This is a genomic window from Pseudenhygromyxa sp. WMMC2535 (assembly GCF_011083025.2).
This window is the reverse complement of sequence record NZ_JABJWV010000001.1, coordinates 6,698,909-6,716,818: the sequence shown is the minus strand read 5'-3', so window position 1 is coordinate 6,716,818 and position 17,910 is coordinate 6,698,909. Positions and strand designations below refer to the sequence as shown.

Genomic DNA, 17,910 nt, shown 5'->3' with positions numbered 1-17,910 from the left:
CGCTCGCAATTCATGGCCGTGACGCGTCGCTTCGCGCTTTTGGCACGCGATCGAAGACGGCGCGGGTCCGCGGTATCCCGACGAAAGACGAGGTTTCACGAGCACTCTTCATCGCGAGGAGCTACGAATGAATTGATATGGGTGAGAGCGGTCGACTGGAACATGACGAGCCCCCGAGGGGGCTCCCTTCCGGTCGCATCTTTGCCGAGGAGAGGGTCCCCCAGACGATGGCCAAAGTGGCCCCGCGAGCGCTCGCTCGCGAGCTGGCGCGCGACCTCGCCGAGCGCGACGCCCACTGCAAGGACCCCAGCGCCTACGCCTCGACCCTGCCCCGCGCCGCGACCACGAGCGCGAAGCCCCCCGCCGCCAAGCCGCTGCGCCCCGACCTCGAGCGCGAGCTGGACCGCGACCCCGACACCCCCGAGCAGATCGGCCGCTACCTGGTCCTCCGCCGCCTCGGCGCGGGGGGCATGGGCGTGGTCTACATGGCCTACGACGCCCTCCTCGACCGCAAGCTGGCCATCAAGCTGCTCCACGAGCGCGTCTGGGATATCGACGGTCGCCGGCGCGAACGCCTGCTCCGCGAGGCCCAGGCCATGGCGCGGGTGACCCACCCCAACGTGGTCATCGTCCACGAGGTCGGCGCGGCCGACGAACAGCTCTTCGTGGCCATGGAGTTCGTCCCCGGGCTCACCGTCAAGGAGTGGCTCGAGCTGCGCCCGAGGCCATGGCGCGAAATCGTCGCGATCTTTCGCCAGGCCGCCGATGGCCTCGCCGCCATTCACGAGGCCGGCCTCGTCCACCGCGACGTCAAGCCCGCCAACCTCATCATCGGCGACGACGGGCGCGTGCGCGTCCTCGACCTCGGGCTCGTCGGGACCGAGCCGCTCGCGCCGGGCCCCATGCACCCGACCCACCCCGACGACTCGTCTCCCGGCGAGCTCTCGCCCGGCCACAGCTCGCCCGGCCACAGCTCGCCCGGCCACAGCTTCCTGGGCGAGAGCGCGCTGCGGAGCTCGTCTTCGAATTGGGCCCTCGACAACCCCCTGACCCGGACCGGCGAGCGGCTCGGGACGCCCACCTATATGTCGCGGGAGCAGTTCATGGGCCTGGAGCTCACCCCCGCGTCGGACATCTTCTCGCTGTGTGTGGCGCTCTTCGAGGCCCTCTACGGCGTGCACCCGTTCAAGACCACCAGCTACCTCCAGCTCCAGCGCAGCGTGATCGATGGGCGCGTCAGCTCGCCCCCGAGCTCGACCCAGGTGCCCTCGTGGCTGCACGCCCTCGTCCTGCGTGGGCTCGCGCCGCGGCCCAAGGATCGCCCGGCGTCGATGCGGGCGCTGAGCAGCGCCCTCGCCAAGGACCCCCGCCGCACGCAGCGGATCGCCTTCGCGGCCGTCGCCGGCGCGGCCCTGATGGCCAGCGCCGGTGCCGGCCTCGCCCTCGCCCACGCGCCCGCGGGCGGCTCCCCGAGCTGCAGCGGCACCGAGCAGGTGATCACCTCGGCCTGGAACCCCGAGCGCGCCGCCGAGGTCCAGCGCGCCTTCGAGGCGAGCGAGCGGGCCTACGCCGGCGAGCTCGGCCGCCGCGTCCAAGCCTCCCTCGACGAGTACGCTTCGACCTGGGCCAACACCCACCGTCGCGCGTGCAACGAGCACGCCCTCGGGGTCACCTCGAGCGCGCTGCTCGACGCGCGCATGGCCTGCCTCGATCAGCGCCGGCGCTCCCTGGCCGAGACCGTGTCCTTGCTGCTGACCGCCGACACGGACGTCGTCGCGCACGCCGGCCAGATGGTCGCCAAGCTCCCGCGGGTGTCCGCCTGCGACGAGCTCGCGAGCCTGCGCGGGGACGAGCTGAGCCTGAGCCGAGATCCCCTGGCGACGGCGCAGCGTGCCCAGATCGAAGGCGGGATGATCCGCGCCCAGACCCTGGCCAATGCGGGGCGCCTCGACGAGGCCGAGCGGCGCTTCTTCGAGCTCTCGACCGAGGCCGCGGCCCACGGCCAGCCGGGGCTCGAGGCCCAGGCCCTGCTCCACCAGGCCGAGGCCCTCGAGCTCACCGCCAGCGAGCGCTCCTCCGCCCGCGCCGCCCTCGAGCACGCCCTGGCCGTGGCCATCGAGCACGACATCGACGCGCTCGCGGCCGAGGCGATGATCCGCCGGATCTACATGCGCGGGCTCGGTGAGGACGGCAGCAAGGCGGCGCTCGCCGACATCCCCCTGGCCGAGGCGATGCTCACCCACGCCGGGGGCGACCCCGAGCTGCGCGCGCTGCTGCTCAACAACGCCGGCGTGGTCCGGCTCTCGGCGGGGGATCGTGGAGGCGCGCGCGCGGACATCCAGCGCGCCCTGGCCCTCAAGGAGCAGCTCTTCGACGCGCAGCACCTCGAGCTCGCCCCGACCCTGGCCAACCTCGGGCTGCTCACCGACGAGCCCGAGCTACGCGCGCGGATCTTCGAGCGCACGATCGCCATCTACGAGCGCCGCCTCGGCCCCGCGCACCCCCGGACACTGGACGCGCGCCTGCTCGCGGCCGTCCACGCCGAAGACCCGGCCCGCGCCAGCGAGGCGCTCGATCGCCTGTGCCCGCAGCTCGAGCACGGCGACGCCGCGGCCCTCTTCGTCGAGTGTGCCTTCGCCCGGGCGCGGGTCGAGTACGCGCGAGGGCGCCAGGTCCTCGCCCACGCGGCCATGTCCGAGGCGCTCGAGGCCCTCGCGCTCGAGGGCGCGCCGGACGATCCCCGGCGCCTGCTCGCCGCGGCCTACCTGCGCCTCAGCGCGCCCCCGGACCCCGCCAGGCGCCCCCTCGGGGCGACCGCGCTCACGCCCTCCCTCACGGATTCTCTCCCTCTCGATTCTCTCCCTCCCAATTCTCTCCCCCCCAATTCTCTCCCCCCCAATTCTCTCCCTCTCGATTCTCTCCCTCCCAATTCTCTCCCCCCCAATTCTCTCCCCACCGACTCTTCGCCCTCCACCGCTTCGCCCTCCGCTCCCCTCCTCGACCGCGCCCAGCTGCGCGACGCCCTGCACGCGCAGCTCCACGCCAGCCTCGAGCGAGAGCCCAACGCGGACTGGTGGATGGTCTTCGAGCGCGCCGAGCTTCGCACCCTGCTCGCCGAGCTCGCGCTCGCCGACCGAGACCCCGACGCGGCCGCCGAGAGCTTCCGCGGCGCGCTGGTCGAGCTCGACTCGATCCAGGCCAACGCGCCGAGCGTCGAGCTCCAGCGCCTGCTCGCCCGCGCCCGCGCCGGGCTGGCCCTCGCCCTGACCGCGCTCGCGGATCGAGACGGCGCGCTCGCGGATCGAGACGGCGCGCGCGCCTCGGCCGAGGCCGCCCGCGCCTACTACTCGAGGTGGCCGCGGGCCTACGCCAGCCGCCTCAGCAAGCTCGATCCCATTTTCGACACCGCTCCCTCCCCACCCCCCGAGGAGTAAATCATGACCACCCAAAAGCACATCTTCGCCCTGACCGTGATGAGCGCAGGGCTACTCTTTGCCTCGGCCTGCGCCGACTCCGACCCCGACGCCTACGCCGAGGCCGACATCGACGGCGCCGAGGCGCTCCGCTCCCTGTCCATGGACTGCCCGCGCTGGCGCTGCGGCTACAACACCGCCGAGATCAACGGCAAGTCGCTGCAGGAGCTCCACCTCGGCGACAGCAAGAACGCCGACGCCGACGCCGAGGCCAACGCCGAGGGCGTGGAGCTCGTCGGCTTCCTCCCGCCCCTGGGGCTGCTCTTCAATTGGAGCCTGGGCGTCGAGGGCGACGCGCTCGTCGCCCGCGGCGGGCTGTTTGGCGGCAGCACCCTGCGCGGCGCCGCCCTGCTCGGCTCGATCATCGTCTTGCGCGTCGACGGGCTGATCGTGCCGGTGGTCATCGCCGGCTACGAGGAGGTCGACTCGTGGTCGGAGAAGGGCGAGCCCGTGGCCGCCTATGCCCTGGTCTACGCCGACCTCGACCAGCCGCTGCTCCAGCGCAGCGTCTGCAAGGGCACCCTCGCCGATCCGCTGCTCGCCTCCGTGGTCGTCCTCGCCGGTGAGCGCTACGACCTCGATCGCAAGGAGGTGATCCCGGATCAGGACGGCTGGGTCACCTTCGCCTGCGCTGGCTCGGCCGCCGCCAAGATGGCCCTGCTCGGCTACGGACCCAACGCCGACTTCAGCCCCGGCCCCACGAGCGACGCGCCGGCGAGCGTCGACCAGCGCCAGGCCACCTTGAAGATGATCACCGCCGACTACTGCGGCGAGGGACACGCCTACACCGCCGATGGCACGCCCCTCGAGTGGGAGAACCAGGGCGGATCGGTGGTCCCGACCGAGCTCCCCGACCCAGACGCGCTCGAGGCGATCTGGACGGCTCAGGGCGCCGCCTGCCTCGACAGCCCTCGCCTCGCCGATCCCGACGAGATCGCCTGCGAGCTACCCAGCTGCGCCGAGTTCTCCCTCGACGACGGCGAGTGGGCGACCTACCTCGTCGACTGACAAACTAGGAGCCCGTGGTGGAACCCAGCGCGGCTCCTGGCGCTGGGATTTTCGTCGAGGGCGCGAAGCCAAAACGCAGCTGTACCGGGCGTACTGCAAGTTTTGGCGACAACGCACTCGGCGAAAAGACCAAGCGAGGTGTCGTGTTGGGTTTCACCACGGGCTCCTAGGCCCCGCTCTAGGCATCCTCGGCCTCGACCCACTCCTCGACCTTGATGATCGTGTCGCGGACCCGCGGCAGCGACTCGACGCCGCGGCGACGATCGTTGTCGTGCAGACGCAGGCACAGGTCGATGGCCCGGACCAGGGCCTCGGTGCTCTGGTAGCGGAGCTTGGGCTCCTTGGCCAGGCAGCGCATGATCACCGTCTCGACGTAGTAGGGCAGCGGCTCCTCGAGCTGCTCCGAGGGCGGCGTGGGCTCGCGCTCGACGTGGGCCCGCATCACCGCTCGGGTGTCGCGCTCGGCGAACACGGGGCGGCTGGTGAGCATGAAGTAGAGCACGCAGCCCAGGGCGTAGATGTCCGAGCGCGAGTCGGCAGCCTCGCCGCGGGCGACCTCCGGCGAGATGTACAGCGGGGTGCCCACGGCCCGCGAGGCGTTGGTCACCGGGGAGCTCTCGTGCGCGTCGGCGCCCTCGTCGTCGCCTTCGGCCGGGGCCGCGTCGATCCCACCTGGCTCGAGCTCGCCGAGCTCGGCGTCGACCTCGGGCACCGCCGGCGCCCGCCGGACACGCTCGCTCGGCGTGAGGTCGATGCTCGCCTCGGCGGCCACGCTGGCGACCCCGAAGTCGAGCACCTTGATGAAGTCGTGCTCGCCCGCGGTGGTCGAGACGAACAGGTTCTCGGGCTTGATGTCGCGGTGGGTGATGCCGAGCTCGTGGGCCTCGCCCAGGGCGCGGGCGGCCTGGCGCAGCAAGTTGAGGGCGCGGGCGATCGGCTGCGGGCCCTCGCGGGCGACGATCTCGCCCACGGTCTCGCCGTCGAGCAGCTCCATGGCGTAGTACCAAAAGCCCTCGGCCGAGAGCCCGAAGTCGTAGACCCGGACGGTGTTGGGGTGGCGCAGCTTGGTGGTTGCGAACACCTCGCGCTCGAAGCGAGCCACGGCCCGAGCCGCGCGCTCGTCGGGGACCCGCGGCAGCGGCAGGATCTTCAGGGCGACCTCCTGGCGCAGGCCGGCGTGCCAGGCCGCCCAGACCTCCCCCATGCCGCCACGCCCCAGGCGCCGGCGCAGCTCGTAGCGGCCCAGGGTCCGCGCGCGGTGGAGGTTGCGGCGCAGGTCCCAGGCGATGTGACTGCTGTAGATCACCATCAGCCCCGTCGCCGCGATCACCCCGGCGAAGAACACGGCCGTGGACACCGAGGAGGCGTCGTTGGCCAGGCGCAGCGCGGGATCGAGGATGCCCCCGATCGCCATGACCACCAGGAAAGCCGCCACCGGCGTCGCCGTGAGCACGGCCGCGCGCCGCCAGGGGTCGGGGATCGCCACGCCGCGGGCGACCAACACCGGGATCAACCCGGTGACCACCGGGCTCGCGCCGCCGCCGTCGATCAGGCACATCAAGGCGATCGAGGCCGCGACCAGCGAGAGGGTCATGGCCTCGAAGGCGACCAGCTTGCGCAGCGAGTTGTAGGGCGAGCGCCGCAGGCCCAGCCAGACCACCAGCAGCAAGGTGACCACCGCCAGGCGGATGAGCACGAAGGTCAGGCTGTTGTCGCGGCCGCGGGCGAGGTTGTAGGCGACGTCGAGGGGCGCCGAGGCCAGGTAGATCGCGCCACCCCACAGCGCGATCTTGCCCATCCGGTAGCCACGCGCCGCCGCCTCGTCTCGCTCGTAGCCCTGTGACCGCTCAGCCGCCTCGAGCACGCGCTTGGGCGAGAGCTCACCAACGATCGAGCGGGCCGCCGTCGCCTCTGAGGTGGCCCAGTCACGCGCAGACACGACAGACCGCGCGTCTTCGTCACCCTTGGTCGATCCTGCCACCCGAGTGCCTCGACGATAGCACCGCAGTAGACCCACCGACCAGGCCAGGCTGACGATAGAATCAGGGCGTGGATGGCAGGCAGCCCGAGGTCACGCGCCTCGACGACGACGACGACGACGGCGAAGTCGGGACCCACGATCCTGCCCTGGGTCCGGCCAACGACTGGCTCGCCCCTGGCCAAACGATCGGGCGCTATGTGGTCGTCGAGTGCCTGGGCGTCGGCGGCATGGGGGTCATCTACGCCGCCCGCGACCCCCAGCTCGATCGCAAGCTGGCGATCAAGCTCGTCCGGACCCGCGACGGTCGCCCCGGCTCGTCGCGCAGCCGCGCCCGGCTGCTGCGCGAGGCCAAGGCCCTGGCCCGCCTGCGCCACCCCAACGTCGTGGCGATCCACGACGTCGGCTCCCACGACGGCCAGGTCTACGTGGCCATGGAGTACGTCGACGGCCAGACCCTCTCGCGCTGGCTGGCGGAACCCGGGGCGCGCCAGGTACCCGAGCTCCTCGCGGTGTTCTTGCAGTTCGGTCGCGGGCTCGCTGCCGCGCACCGAGCCGGCCTCGTCCACCGCGACGTCAAACCCGACAACGTCATGGTCGACGGCGATCGCCGGGTCATCGTGCTCGACTTTGGTGTCGCCCGCGAGGGCGCGAGCGCGGACACGGACACCTCGCCGAGCGGCGCGCCCCTCGACGAGTCCACGCGAGCCGGCGACGAGGACGAGGACGACGCCGACGCCGACGCCGACCCCGACGCCGACGCGCTCGAGGGCGAGCGGGAGGACGAGCCCGGCGTCCCCCGGGTGATCGACGATCGCTTCACCCCGCTGGCCGATCTCACCCGCGTGGGCGCCGTGGTCGGGACGCCCGCCTACATGTCGCCGGAGCAGCACCGCCGCCTGAGCCTCGACGCGCGCAGCGACCAGTTCTCGTTTTGCGTGGCGATGTGGGAGGCGCTCAACGGCGAGCGGCCCTTTGGCGACGGCAGCCGCGAGAAGCTGCTCGCCCGCATGCGCCTCGGCCAGCTCCGCCGGGCGCGAGATCCCGCGATCCCCAACCATGTGCTCACGGCCCTGCGCCGCGGGCTGTCGTGGCACGTGGAAGATCGCTTCGCGTCCATGGAGGCCCTGCTCGAGGCCCTCAACCCTCGAGCCCAGGCGACCGCGCCCCGGGGGCCGAGCCTGTCCGTGGGTGTCGCTACCCTGGGCGGCCTCGCCCTCGCCACCTTGGGCGTGGCCTTGGGCGCCCTCGCCGTCGATCGGCACCGCGGCTCGCGGCCGAGCTGCGAGGACGCGGCCGCGGCCATGGCCGCGCTGTGGACCGAAGATCGGCTGCACGCCCTCGAGCGCGGCGCCTCGACCAAGGGCCGCACCCGCGAGTCCGTCGAGGCCTGGTCGGAGCGCTGGCGACGGGCCCGCCACGAGACCTGCCGCGCCCGCTTCGTCACCGACACCCTCGACGCCCCGAGCTACGACAGCCACGTCGCCTGCCTCGACGCCCAGCGCGAGCGCCTGGCGGCCGTCCTCGACGCCCTCTCCAGCGAGGCGGCCGCAGGAGATGCACAGGCCACCGCGGACGTCCTCGCCGAGCTCGACGCCCTCCCCGATCCGCAGACCTGCCTGCGGGTGCACCCGAGCCATCTGCCCTTGGCCGCGCCGCCCGCGTCCGAGTAGCATGGCGACCCATGTCTCCTCGCGCCTGGTTTTGGTTGGCCTCGATCGTCGCCATCGGCACCATCGCTGGCCTCGCCCTGCTGTGGCCGCCGATCCTGATCGCCTACCTCGTGATCATCCCGCTCTTCTTGGTCGGCATCTACGATTTTTTCCAGACCAAGCACGCGATCTTGCGCAACTTCCCGGTCATCGGTCACGGCCGCTATCTGCTCGAGGCCATCCGCCCGGAGATCAACCAGTACTTCATCGAGTCGAACACCGACGGCATGCCCTTCGATCGCGAGCAGCGATCGGTGGTCTACCAGCGCGCCAAGGGCGTCAACGACACCACCCCCTTCGGCACCCAGCTCGACGTCTACCTCCCGGGCTTCGAGTGGCTCGAGCACTCGCTCCAGGCGCGCCAGCCGGCGAAGACCCCGCCACGGCTGACCATCGGCGGCCCGCGCTGCGCCGCGCCCTACACCGCCTCGCTGCTCAACGTCTCGGCCATGAGCTACGGCTCGCTCAGCCACGCCGCGGTCGAGGCCCTCAACCGCGGCGCGGCCCGGGGGAGCTTCGCCCACAACACCGGCGAGGGCGGCATCAGCCCCTACCACCTGCGCGGCGGCGGAGATCTGATCTGGCAGATCGGCACGGGCTACTTCGGCTGCCGCAACGCGGGAGGCGGATTCGACGCCAAGGCCTTCGTCGAACGCGCGACCCTCGAGCCGGTCAAGATGATCGAGATCAAGCTCAGCCAGGGGGCCAAGCCAGGACACGGGGGCATCCTCCCGGCGGTCAAGCTGACCCGCGAGATCGCCGAGATCCGCGGGGTCCCCATGGGCCACGACGTGCTCTCCCCTCCCTGTCACTCGGCCTTTGACACCCCAATTGGGCTGCTGCGTTTTGTCGCCGAGCTGCGTGAGCTCTCCGGCGGCAAGCCCGTCGGTTTCAAGCTCTGTATCGGCCGCCGTGACGAGTTCCTGTCCATCGTCAGGGCCATGCTCGACAGTGATCTGCTCCCCGACTTCATCACGGTCGACGGAGCCGAGGGGGGGACCGGGGCGGCACCCCTCGAATTTGCCAACCATATTGGCATGCCGCTGACCGAGGGCCTGGTCTTCGTGCACAGCGCGCTACAGGGCGCTGGCCTGCGCGAGCGCCTCGCGCTGCTGTGCAGCGGCAAGATCGCCAGCGGCTTCGACATCGCTCGTGCCTTGGCGATCGGCGCGGACGCCTGCTACAGCGCGCGCGCAATGATGTTCGCCCTGGGCTGTATCCAGGCGCGCCGCTGCAACCATAACGACTGCCCCACGGGCATCGCCACGCAAAAACCGAGCCTGGTCGCTGGCCTCGAGATCGAGGACAAGGCCGATCGGGTGTTTCGTTTCCACCACAACACGATCCACGCCTTCCTCGAGCTTTTGGGCGCCGCGGGCTTCGAACACCCCCGCCAGCTCCAGCCCCAGCACATCAACCGGCGCATCGACTTCCACACCACGCGCCACTACGGTGAGCTATTCGATTACCTCCAGCCCGGGGCCCTGCTCGCGGATCCGCTGCCCCCGCACTGGGCCCAGCTGTGGACATCGACCCACGCCGAGCACTTCTGAGCGCCGCGTTGGCCTGATAAGCTCGCGCGACGCCTCGCCGTGGCCCGCGACGCCAGCTTCGACCGCTCTCCCGAGCAACGCGCCCTCGATCTCATCTTTGAGCACGCGGGTGCTTTGCTGTGGCAGATCAACGCCGGCGGCGAGCTCGAGCGCGCCAGCAACAGCCACGCCGAGCGCCTCGGGGTCGACCCCCTCGAGCTGCGCGGCGTCCCCCACAACCAGCTGATCCACGCCGAGGACCAGCCCGTGCTCAGCCGCGCCTTCATCGACGCCGTCGGCGGCCAGGGCTCGCGCGTCCGCGCTCGCCTGCGCAACCCTCAAGGCGAGTGGATCTGGATGCGCCTGCGCGTGCTCCCGATCTTCGGGTCGGGCTCGTGGACCGAGGCCGAGGCCGGCGAGCGCAGCTTCGGCGCGCTGACCTTCGTCGACGTCGAGGGCGATGACGAGCTCGGCGCCGACCTGTTCCGCACCCTCGCCCAGAACGTCCCCGGCGCCGTCTACCTGTGCCGCAACAACGAGAGCTACTCGATGCTCTTCCTCAGCGACGGCATCGAGGCGATCACCGGCTACCCCAGCGACCGCTTCATCGACGAGGAGCTCAACGTCACGCACATGCGCCACCCGGACGACCAGCGGACCGTGCGGGCCGAGCTCGATCGCGCGCTGGCGGCCCGCGAGCCCTTTCACCTCCACTACCGCCTGCTCCACCGCGACGGCAGCCTGCGATGGATCGAAGAGCACGGCCAGGGCATCTACGACGACCGCGACGAGCTGTGCTTCCTCGAGGGCGCGATCTTCGACGTCAGCGAGCGCCTGCGCGCCGAGTCCCAGCGCCGCGAGCTCCAGGCCCAGCTGCTCCGCGCCCAGAAGCTCGAGAGCCTGGGCATGCTCGCCGGCGGCATCGCCCACGACTTCAACAACATCCTCTCGGCGATCATCGGCAGCGTCGAGCTCGCCCAGATGACCCTGCCGCCCGGGCAGGAAGAGACCATGCGCCAGGTCACCGCCTACCTCGAGGAGGCGATCGAGGCCGCCGGGCACGCCTCGGAGCTCACCCGCCAGCTGCTCGCCTACGCCGGCAAGGGTCAGCGCCAGCGCGAGCGCGTCAGCCTGCGCAGCTACATCGAGAGCATCCGCGAGCTGCTCTTGGCCACCGTCGGCGAGCACGCCAGCTTGGAGATCCAGCACGGCCCGCCCTGCGAGCTCGAGTGCGACGCCAAGCAGCTCCAGCAGATCGTCGTCAACTTGGTCCGCAACGCCGCCGAGGCCATCGGCGAGCGCGAGGGCGCGGTGATCGTGCGCACCGGCCAGGTCGAGATCGACGCGAGCGCGGCCGCGGCCTTCGAGCTGCCGGGGCCGATCAGCCCCGGCCGCTACGCCAGCCTCGAGGTCGAAGACGACGGCGTGGGCATGGACGAGGACACGCGCACGCGGATCTTCGATCCCTTCTTCAGCACCAAGTCCGCCGGCCACGGGCTGGGGACGGCCAGCGTCTTGGGCATCGTCCGGGCCCACGGCGGCGGCCTCGAGGTCGAGAGCAACCTCGGCCACGGGACCCGCTTTCGCCTGCTGCTCCCCGCAGCCACGCCCAAGCGTGCGCCCAAGGCCTTCGCCGAGGTCAACCTCCTCCAGGCCGACGACCGCGCGGCCCTGGTCCTGGTCGTCGACGACGAGCCGCGGGTCCGCCGGACCATCGTCGACGCGCTCAAGAACCACGGCCACTCGGTGCTCGAGGCCGAGACCGGGACCCAGGCCCTCGCGCTGATCGACCAATTCGGCAGCGAGCTCGAGCTCGCGGTCCTCGACGTCGACATGCCGGGGATCGGCGGCGTCGACATCTTCGAGGAGCTCCGCGCACGCCGACCGACGCTGCCCGTGCTCTTCAGCAGCGGCTTCGACCAGCCCGAGCACGCCCGCAGCCACACCGACCACAACGTCGACTTCCTCCCCAAGCCCTATCGACCGCAGATCCTGGTCGAGCGCGTCGGCCGGATGCTCGGGCGGACCCGCCGACGAACCTGAACGATCGCCCGCGTGATCTTCGGGCTGGTGTTCGCGTTCGCGGCGGTCCAGGAGCCCGTGGTGAAACCCAACACGACACCTCGCTTGGTCCTTCCGCCGATGGCGTTGTCGCCAAAACTTGCGGTACGCCCGGTACAGCGGCGTTTTGGCTTCGCGCCCTCGACGAAAACCCCGGCGCGAGGAGCCGCGCTGGGTTCCACCACGGGCTCCTGGGCCGAGGACGAGGGACCCCAGTTGTTCACCGCGGCCATCACGGCGCAGGGCCTGGGCCCCGCCCGCCGCGTCGATCGGGATCCCCCCCGACGCCGAGCCCCGCTCGTCGGCCGAGGGCGCGCTGCTCGTCTCGAGCGTCGCGCTCGATCTCTCGCGTCTGTTCGGCGAGGGCGAGCTCGAGCCCGGCGCCCGAGACGAGCAGCGCGCGGTCTTCGTCGCGCGGGTCTTCGTCACCGATTGAGCCTTGGACCCGCCCCCGGGCCATGCCAAATTCCCACGCGTGGCCTCCCCGGACCCGCTCGCGGCTGCGCGCCGCCCCTCTCCCCTGCGCGCGCTCCTGGTCGCGGGGCTGATCGCCGGCCTGGGCGTGGGCGCCTGGTCCCTGCTCGGCGGCGGCGGCGAGGGCCAGGCCGAGGACCCCGCCCGGGTCCTGCTCGTCGCCCCCAACACCGAGCTCGTCGAGTTCCTCGAGCACGAGGGCTTCGATCCCCTGCACATGACCGCCGCGGAGCTGATCAGCGAGGGTCGGCGCGGCGCCCCGGAGCGCTCCGAGCTCGACGCCATGGCGCGCTTCGCCGACCGCCAGGGCATCGGCTACCTCGCCCTCGATCTCGCCCACGGCGAGCGCTACGACTTCTCGAGCCTCGACCCCGCGCCCGAGGGTGCGCTCGAGGCCCCGCCGGGGGCGAGCTTCGCCGTGCTCTCCGTGGGCGACCTCGGCCGGCACCTGCGCTTCGCTGGCCCGCTCCCCGAGGTCAGCCACGACAAGCCCGCGGGCGAGCAGGTCGGGCTGCTCCTGGCTCTCTTCGCCCAGCCAGCGCTCGCCAAGGCGCGCACCCGAGCGGCCAGCAACGACCTGATGATCCGCTTTGGCTCGGCGGGCACCGTCGATCACCTGCTCGCCTACGAGCGCGCGCGCGAGGTGATGGCGCGCCAGCTCGAGGCCTGGCGCGAGCTCGCCGAAGACGAGTCCGCGGCGACGGACGCGGGGCCCCCGATCGAGCTCGCCGATCCCTTCGAGCGCCTGCTCGCCTGGCCGCTGGCCAACGGCGAGGTGCTCCTGGCCAGCGCCGCGGGGGCCTGGCACAGCGTCGACGGCCTCGCCAGCCGCTGGGGTCGCGAGGGCGGCAACGCGGCCCATTTTTTCGTGCTCGGGCCGCCCTGGGATCAGCCCCAGCGCCGCCCCTGCCCCGACCTCCCCGAGACCCTCGACATCGACGAGGGCTTCGTCATCGGCCCGGCCGGCGACGCCCTGCTGATCCCCGCCGATCGCTGGGTCTCCGAGCTGTGGGTGCTCAGCGGCGAGGGCTGCCAGTTCGAGGCCCGCGGGCAGATCCGCCGGCTCGGCGACGGCTCCCTCGGGATCCCGCGGGCCAGCGGGCACACGGCCGCGGTCATCGATGGGAAGCTGTCCTGGGCCGACCTGCGCATGCGGGCCTATCGACAGCTCGCGCTGCCCGGGGTCTCGCTGCGCGACCACGCGCTGCGCTGGCTCGACGACGACACCGTGATCGTCCCCGCGAGCCTCGACCTGGCCGAGGCCGCCGCGGTCGAGTCGGCCTCGACGCCTGGGGCCCCCGCTGGCCCGGCCGAGCTCGACGAGCCCGCGAAGCACCTCGACGCCCTGGTCTGGATCCGCCTGCCGCCCGCGCGCGTCGACGACACCATCGAGCTGGCGATCGTCCCCATCGACGCCCTGCTCTCGCCCTCTCCCACCCCTTCGCCACCCCTTCGCCCCCCCCCCTCGCCCTCGATGGCGCAGGCCTCGGACTACGCGCTCGTCGACCTCTTCCCCCTCGTGGACGGGGCCTCGGTGATCGCCCACGTCGACGGCCCCGAGGGAGGGCGCCTCGTCCAGATCGGCTGGCGAGCCGAGGCAGCCGAGGCGTGGACCAACGCCTTGGACCCGGACTATCGCCTCGCCGCGGCCATCGCCCGCGGGCGCGAGGGCGTCGAGCTCCGCCCCCGCGTCGACGCCCTCCCCCGGGAGGCCAGCGAGCTCACGCTCTCGCCCACGGGCAGCCACGCCGCCTGGGCGGCGTCCTTTGCAGCGCCCGGCGAAGACGGCGATCCGGCGGACGCCTACGAGATCGTCGTCTTGCCCCTGGGTCCGCGCCACGAACCCGCCGCGCCCCAGCGCCTGACCCACAACGCCCGCAGCGATCAGGCCCCGCGCTTCGCCGCCGACGGTCGACTGCTGATCTTCGACAGCCGCTACCACCCCGACGACGAGCTGCCGATGATCGAGTCCGTCCGCGCCCTGCCCCTGCGCTGAGGTCTGCGGGCGCGCAGCCGCGCACACGTGCTACCTTCGCCGCATGTCGCCACTGGGTGAGCCGCAGCGGCCCGCCGCGCTCGATCCACTCGAGGGCGACTTGCTGCGCACGGCCTCGGCCCACCTCGCGCGGCCGGATCCCGCCGAGCGCCGCGCCCTCGGAGAGGCGGCGGCGATGCTCTCGCTGCTCACCAAGATCGACGATCAGGTGATCGACGCGCTCCCCTTCCACGGCGGCCCGCTGCGCGATGGCCTGGTCGCCAGCCTCCCGGGCGTCCACCTCGCCGCGCGAGAGCCCGCGCGCTGGCGGCGAGCCTTCGTCGAGGGCGAGCTCGCCGAGCTCTACGCCGCCATGGCGGGCGCCCTCACGCGCTGCGCTCAGCTCAGCAGCTGCTCGAAGAGCGCGAGGGACTCGGCCTCGGCCTCGTCGACCCGCGCGTCGGCGTTGACCATCTCGCGGACGGCCTCGAGGAAGAGCTGGCGGTGCTCCGGCGGGACCTCGGTGGGGTCGACGTCCTCGGGGCGCGGCGGATGCTTGAGCCAGCTCTCGACCTGCTTGCGATCCTCCTCGAGGCCGAGGCGCGAGATCATGTTGCCGACCAAGGTCCGCTCCTCGTCCTGAATCTCGAGGTCGGCCCAGGCGAAGGAGCACACGAACTTCATCAGGCGCAGGCGGTCCTCGCGAGGCAGCGACGCTGGCATGGCAGCACCCTACCACGGCTGGGGGTCCCGAGGGGTCAAAAGCCACCTCGTCTGGGGGGAGCGACCCCCGTGCCGGCCGGCCCGGCAACCCAGGATCAACTCCAGGATCCGGCTCAGGATCCGGGCTGCATCAGCCCATCGGCGAGATCCAGCCAGCGCAGCCCCCGGGGCAGGCGCAGGGCCGGCGCCAGGTACTCTGCGGGCGCGTCTGCGAGCGCGCTGACCCGAGTCCCCTCGCTGGGGTGGCGCGTCACCAAGGTGACCTCCTGGGGGTCGAGCTCGGCGACGACCAGCGGGCTGCGGGTGGCGATCAGCACTTGCGTGGGGTTTCGTGCGTCGACAGTGAGGTCACGCAGGAGCCTCATGACCTCGCGGACCAGCGCGGGCGAGAGGCCGGCCTCGGGCTCCTCGATGAGCAGCAGGCGCGGGCGATCGGCGAAGCGCAGCGCCTCCCAGGCGAGCATCCGCATCACGCCCACGCCCACGTCCAGCGCGGGCACGCGCTGGCCGTCGAGGGTGCGCACGAACAAGTTCTTGGTCACCGGCGAGATCGTGTTGACCTCGATGCCGCCGATCCACGGGAACAGCCCGCGCAGCCGCTGGGTGACGCGATCGAAGGCGTCGTCGCTCCGAGCCAAGATGCGATCGTAGACGCCCGCCAGGCCGTGGCCCTCCTCGTCGAAGAGCACCGGGGCGCCCTCGGCGAGCAGCGGGCTGTCGCGACACAGCGCGCTGTTGTGCAGGTGCAGCTGGCGGCAGTCGAGGCGACCGCGGATCTGCTCGGCGAAGCCGGCGACCGGCGCGGGGATCTCCGAGGCCCACTGGAAGTCGGGCGTGATGTGCCGGTAGCCCAGCCACTCGCCCTGCATCGACTCGCGGATGTAGGTCTCGAGGGTCCGCGATCGCGGCGCAAAGCCGACGTTGAAGCCCAGGCTGCCCGCGAACTCGGCCGTCAAGCTGACCGTGTCTCGGGCCTTGGCGGGGATCAGCGGGGCCTGGCGGCCGTCGATCTCCAAGGAGATGAAGCGCGACAGCGCCTGCACGGCCTTGAGGAAGGTCGACTTGCCCACGTCGCTGGGCCCGACCAGGGCGTGCAACGGCGTCGGCTTGATCTCGGCCCGACGGATGCAGCCGTAATTCTCGATCTCGAGGCGCTTGATCAAGGCCCGGGCAGTGTCGCCCGTTCCCTCGCCAAGATCCAGGCCAGACCGCCGACCCGGCGCGCGGGCTGGCGCTCGGCCCCCTGTGACTGCGGGCGACGCGAGGTCGACCGCAGCCACGCGAGCGCGCGACTTTTGAACGGCTCAGTGCTCGACGCGCGGGAGGCGATAGTACTCGACGCCGATGTCCTGGAAGTCGGGGCGGTTGGCCTCCCCGACCCGGGCCACGGCGAAGGTGTCTTCGAAGCCCGGCAGCCCCTCGACCTCGCGGCCGTCGTGGAGCGCTTCGTACTGCTCGCGATCGAGATCGACCGCGCCCCCGAGGGCCTCGGCGAAGCCGATCCGCGCGGCGGCCTCGCGCCAGGTCGGCATGACCCGCGCGGGGATGGCCTCGGCCGCGTCGCCGCTGCCGTAGCCGACGAGCAAGACCTCGGCCCCGTCGAGATCGCGCCCGCTGGTGTGCGCGTCCTCGAAGCCGGCGGCCAGCCACGCGGGCAGCGAGGCGGTGTAGAGGTTGCCGACCTCGCGCACGAGATCGCTGCCCAGGCCGAGCTTGTCCGCGAGCAGGCCGCGGAACCACGCGCCGCCGCGCAGCACCTTGGCGACCTTGCCCAGGGCGACGTAGGGATCGTGGTTGGCCCCGCGCTCCCGCGCCTCCGACCACAGATCGAAGCCGTGGTCGCCGGCCTGCACCAGCTCCTGACGGACCGCGTCCGCGGCCACGCCAGCTTGCCCGCACAGCTCTTCGAACTCGCCGCGCCCGGGCGTGCCCTCGGGCGCGCGGGCGAACTCGCGGGCCATGGCCGTGGCCAGCGCGGCGCCAGGCAGGTGGTGATAGGGGCGGTGCATGAACACCGCGGCGAAGGACTCGAAGGCCGCGCGACGATCGCCTTGGGCACCGAGGCGCTCGAACATGCCGTCGAAGGCGGCCATGACCTCGTCGATGTAGCACAGCGTGCTGTACTTGCCGTTGAACACCGGGAAGTCCCGGGGCCGCGCGCCCTCGGGCACGTAGCCCTCCATGAAGTGGCGCGCGAAGGGCTTGCGGAAGTCGTAGCCGCGGTAGCTCGAGGCCGAGCCCGCGCGCGCGAGATCGAGGGCCACGAGCCGCGGGTTGCTCTCCATCGCAAAGGCCACCGCGCCCGCGCCCTGGGTCTGCTCGCCAGAGCTGCCGCGCTGGTATTCGGCGATGTCCGAGCTGATCACCAGCGCCAGGCGACCGCGACCTTCGCAGGCCAGGTAGCGCGCGGCGGCCTTGGTGGCATAGACCCCGCCCAGGCAGGCGTGCTTGAACTCGGGCACCTCGCAGTCGCGCGCGAGCGCTGGCAGCCCGCGCTGGCGCAGGGCCGCGTCGACCATCCCGCGCACGATCACCGCGCCGGCTGCGTTGTCCGTCGAGGACTCGGTGCCGAGGCCCAAGAAGCCCACGCGCCGCGGGTCGAGATCGTTTTGCAGGATCAACCGAAGCGCCGCGTTCGCGGCCATGGTGTAGGCGTTCTCCCTCGGGTCGCAGACCCGAAAGCTCCGCCCGACCACGGCGCCGACTTTGGCCCAGGGCGCCCCGGTCCACGCGCACCACTGCTCGAGATCCACCCGCAGCCTCGGCAGGTAAATCGAGATCGCGCTGATGCCCGGAGTGTTGGTGTCGCTTGCGTCGCTCATGTCTCGGCGAGCTTTCGACCCGCGCTGGCGGGCGTGAAGAGAACTCGATCACGCGGAGGGCACATAGTGACCGCCATCACAGTATATGCGCACTTTACGCGACCTGGGTTTGAACTACGTTCTCGAGCCACCACCAGCGCTCGGCGCGTATC

Annotated in this window: 12 protein-coding genes; 7 read left to right on the top strand and 5 right to left on the bottom strand. The window is 71.9% G+C overall.

Annotated features, from left to right (window positions below; genetic code table 11):
- Positions 1 to 227: 227 nt before the first annotated feature.
- Together G6O69_RS26110 and G6O69_RS26105 are read left to right on the top strand one after the other, a co-directional pair.
- Positions 228 to 3,434, top strand: coding sequence for a serine/threonine-protein kinase (locus tag G6O69_RS26110; protein ID WP_172306215.1), 3,207 nt, complete (start codon positions 228 to 230; stop codon positions 3,432 to 3,434).
- 3 nt (positions 3,435 to 3,437) lie between these two features.
- Positions 3,438 to 4,481: an ADYC domain-containing protein gene (locus G6O69_RS26105; protein WP_172306214.1), complete on the top strand. Its 1,044-nt coding sequence runs from the start codon at positions 3,438 to 3,440 to the stop codon at positions 4,479 to 4,481.
- 178 nt (positions 4,482 to 4,659) lie between these two features.
- Here the strand turns inward: G6O69_RS26105 and G6O69_RS42355 are convergent, their stop codons facing one another.
- Entirely contained in the window at positions 4,660 to 6,462 is a 1,803-nt protein-coding gene (locus tag G6O69_RS42355) for a serine/threonine-protein kinase (RefSeq protein ID WP_176397097.1), read from the bottom strand.
- Positions 6,463 to 6,530: 68 nt separating this feature from the next.
- Between G6O69_RS42355 and G6O69_RS26095 the strand changes: the two genes are divergently transcribed.
- The 5 genes from G6O69_RS26095 (at position 6,531) to G6O69_RS26075 (ending at position 14,234) form a co-directional block, all read left to right on the top strand.
- On the top strand, positions 6,531 to 8,132 hold the full coding sequence (locus G6O69_RS26095; protein ID WP_172306212.1) for a serine/threonine-protein kinase: 1,602 nt from the start codon (positions 6,531 to 6,533) through the stop codon (positions 8,130 to 8,132).
- An 11-nt stretch (positions 8,133 to 8,143) separates the two neighbouring features.
- Positions 8,144 to 9,724 carry an FMN-binding glutamate synthase family protein gene (locus G6O69_RS26090; RefSeq protein ID WP_172306211.1) on the top strand — a complete coding sequence of 527 codons (1,581 nt, stop codon included), beginning with the start codon at positions 8,144 to 8,146 and terminating at the stop codon, positions 9,722 to 9,724.
- 39 nt (positions 9,725 to 9,763) lie between these two features.
- The gene (locus tag G6O69_RS26085) at positions 9,764 to 11,746 is read left to right on the top strand and encodes a PAS domain-containing sensor histidine kinase (protein WP_172306210.1); all 1,983 of its coding nucleotides are present in this window, start codon (positions 9,764 to 9,766) and stop codon (positions 11,744 to 11,746) included.
- A gap of 145 nt (positions 11,747 to 11,891) precedes the next feature.
- Positions 11,892 to 12,200, top strand: coding sequence for a hypothetical protein (locus G6O69_RS26080; RefSeq protein ID WP_176397096.1), 309 nt, complete (start codon positions 11,892 to 11,894; stop codon positions 12,198 to 12,200).
- Between the two features lie 39 nt (positions 12,201 to 12,239).
- Positions 12,240 to 14,234 carry a hypothetical protein gene (locus G6O69_RS26075; protein WP_172306208.1) on the top strand — a complete coding sequence of 665 codons (1,995 nt, stop codon included), beginning with the start codon at positions 12,240 to 12,242 and terminating at the stop codon, positions 14,232 to 14,234.
- Between the two features lie 30 nt (positions 14,235 to 14,264).
- Here G6O69_RS26075 and G6O69_RS26070 read toward each other — a convergent pair whose 3' ends face one another.
- The 4 genes from G6O69_RS26070 to G6O69_RS26055 form a co-directional block, all read right to left on the bottom strand.
- The gene (locus G6O69_RS26070; protein WP_176397095.1) at positions 14,265 to 14,426 is read right to left on the bottom strand and encodes a hypothetical protein; all 162 of its coding nucleotides are present in this window, start codon (positions 14,424 to 14,426) and stop codon (positions 14,265 to 14,267) included.
- Positions 14,427 to 14,612: 186 nt separating this feature from the next.
- Entirely contained in the window at positions 14,613 to 14,936 is a 324-nt protein-coding gene (locus G6O69_RS26065; protein WP_255215880.1) for a TerB family tellurite resistance protein, read from the bottom strand.
- 113 nt (positions 14,937 to 15,049) lie between these two features.
- Positions 15,050 to 16,099, bottom strand: coding sequence for an ATP-binding protein (locus G6O69_RS26060; protein WP_172306207.1), 1,050 nt, complete (start codon positions 16,097 to 16,099; stop codon positions 15,050 to 15,052).
- Between the two features lie 141 nt (positions 16,100 to 16,240).
- The gene (locus tag G6O69_RS26055) at positions 16,241 to 17,758 is read right to left on the bottom strand and encodes a hydroxymethylglutaryl-CoA synthase family protein (RefSeq protein ID WP_172306206.1); all 1,518 of its coding nucleotides are present in this window, start codon (positions 17,756 to 17,758) and stop codon (positions 16,241 to 16,243) included.
- Between the last annotated feature and the right edge of the window lie 152 nt (positions 17,759 to 17,910).

What these genes read in the sequence shown, in the direction of transcription:
- G6O69_RS26110 (WP_172306215.1), top strand. Translation starts at nt 228, where the DNA reads ATGGCCAAAGTGGCCCCGCGAGCGCTCGCTCGCGAGCTGGCGCGCGAC.
- G6O69_RS26105 (WP_172306214.1), top strand. Translation starts at nt 3,438, where the DNA reads ATGACCACCCAAAAGCACATCTTCGCCCTGACCGTGATGAGCGCAGGG.
- G6O69_RS26090 (WP_172306211.1), top strand. Translation starts at nt 8,144, where the DNA reads ATGTCTCCTCGCGCCTGGTTTTGGTTGGCCTCGATCGTCGCCATCGGC.
- G6O69_RS26065 (WP_255215880.1), bottom strand. Translation starts at nt 14,936, where the DNA reads ATGCCAGCGTCGCTGCCTCGCGAGGACCGCCTGCGCCTGATGAAGTTC.
- G6O69_RS26055 (WP_172306206.1), bottom strand. Translation starts at nt 17,758, where the DNA reads ATGAGCGACGCAAGCGACACCAACACTCCGGGCATCAGCGCGATCTCG.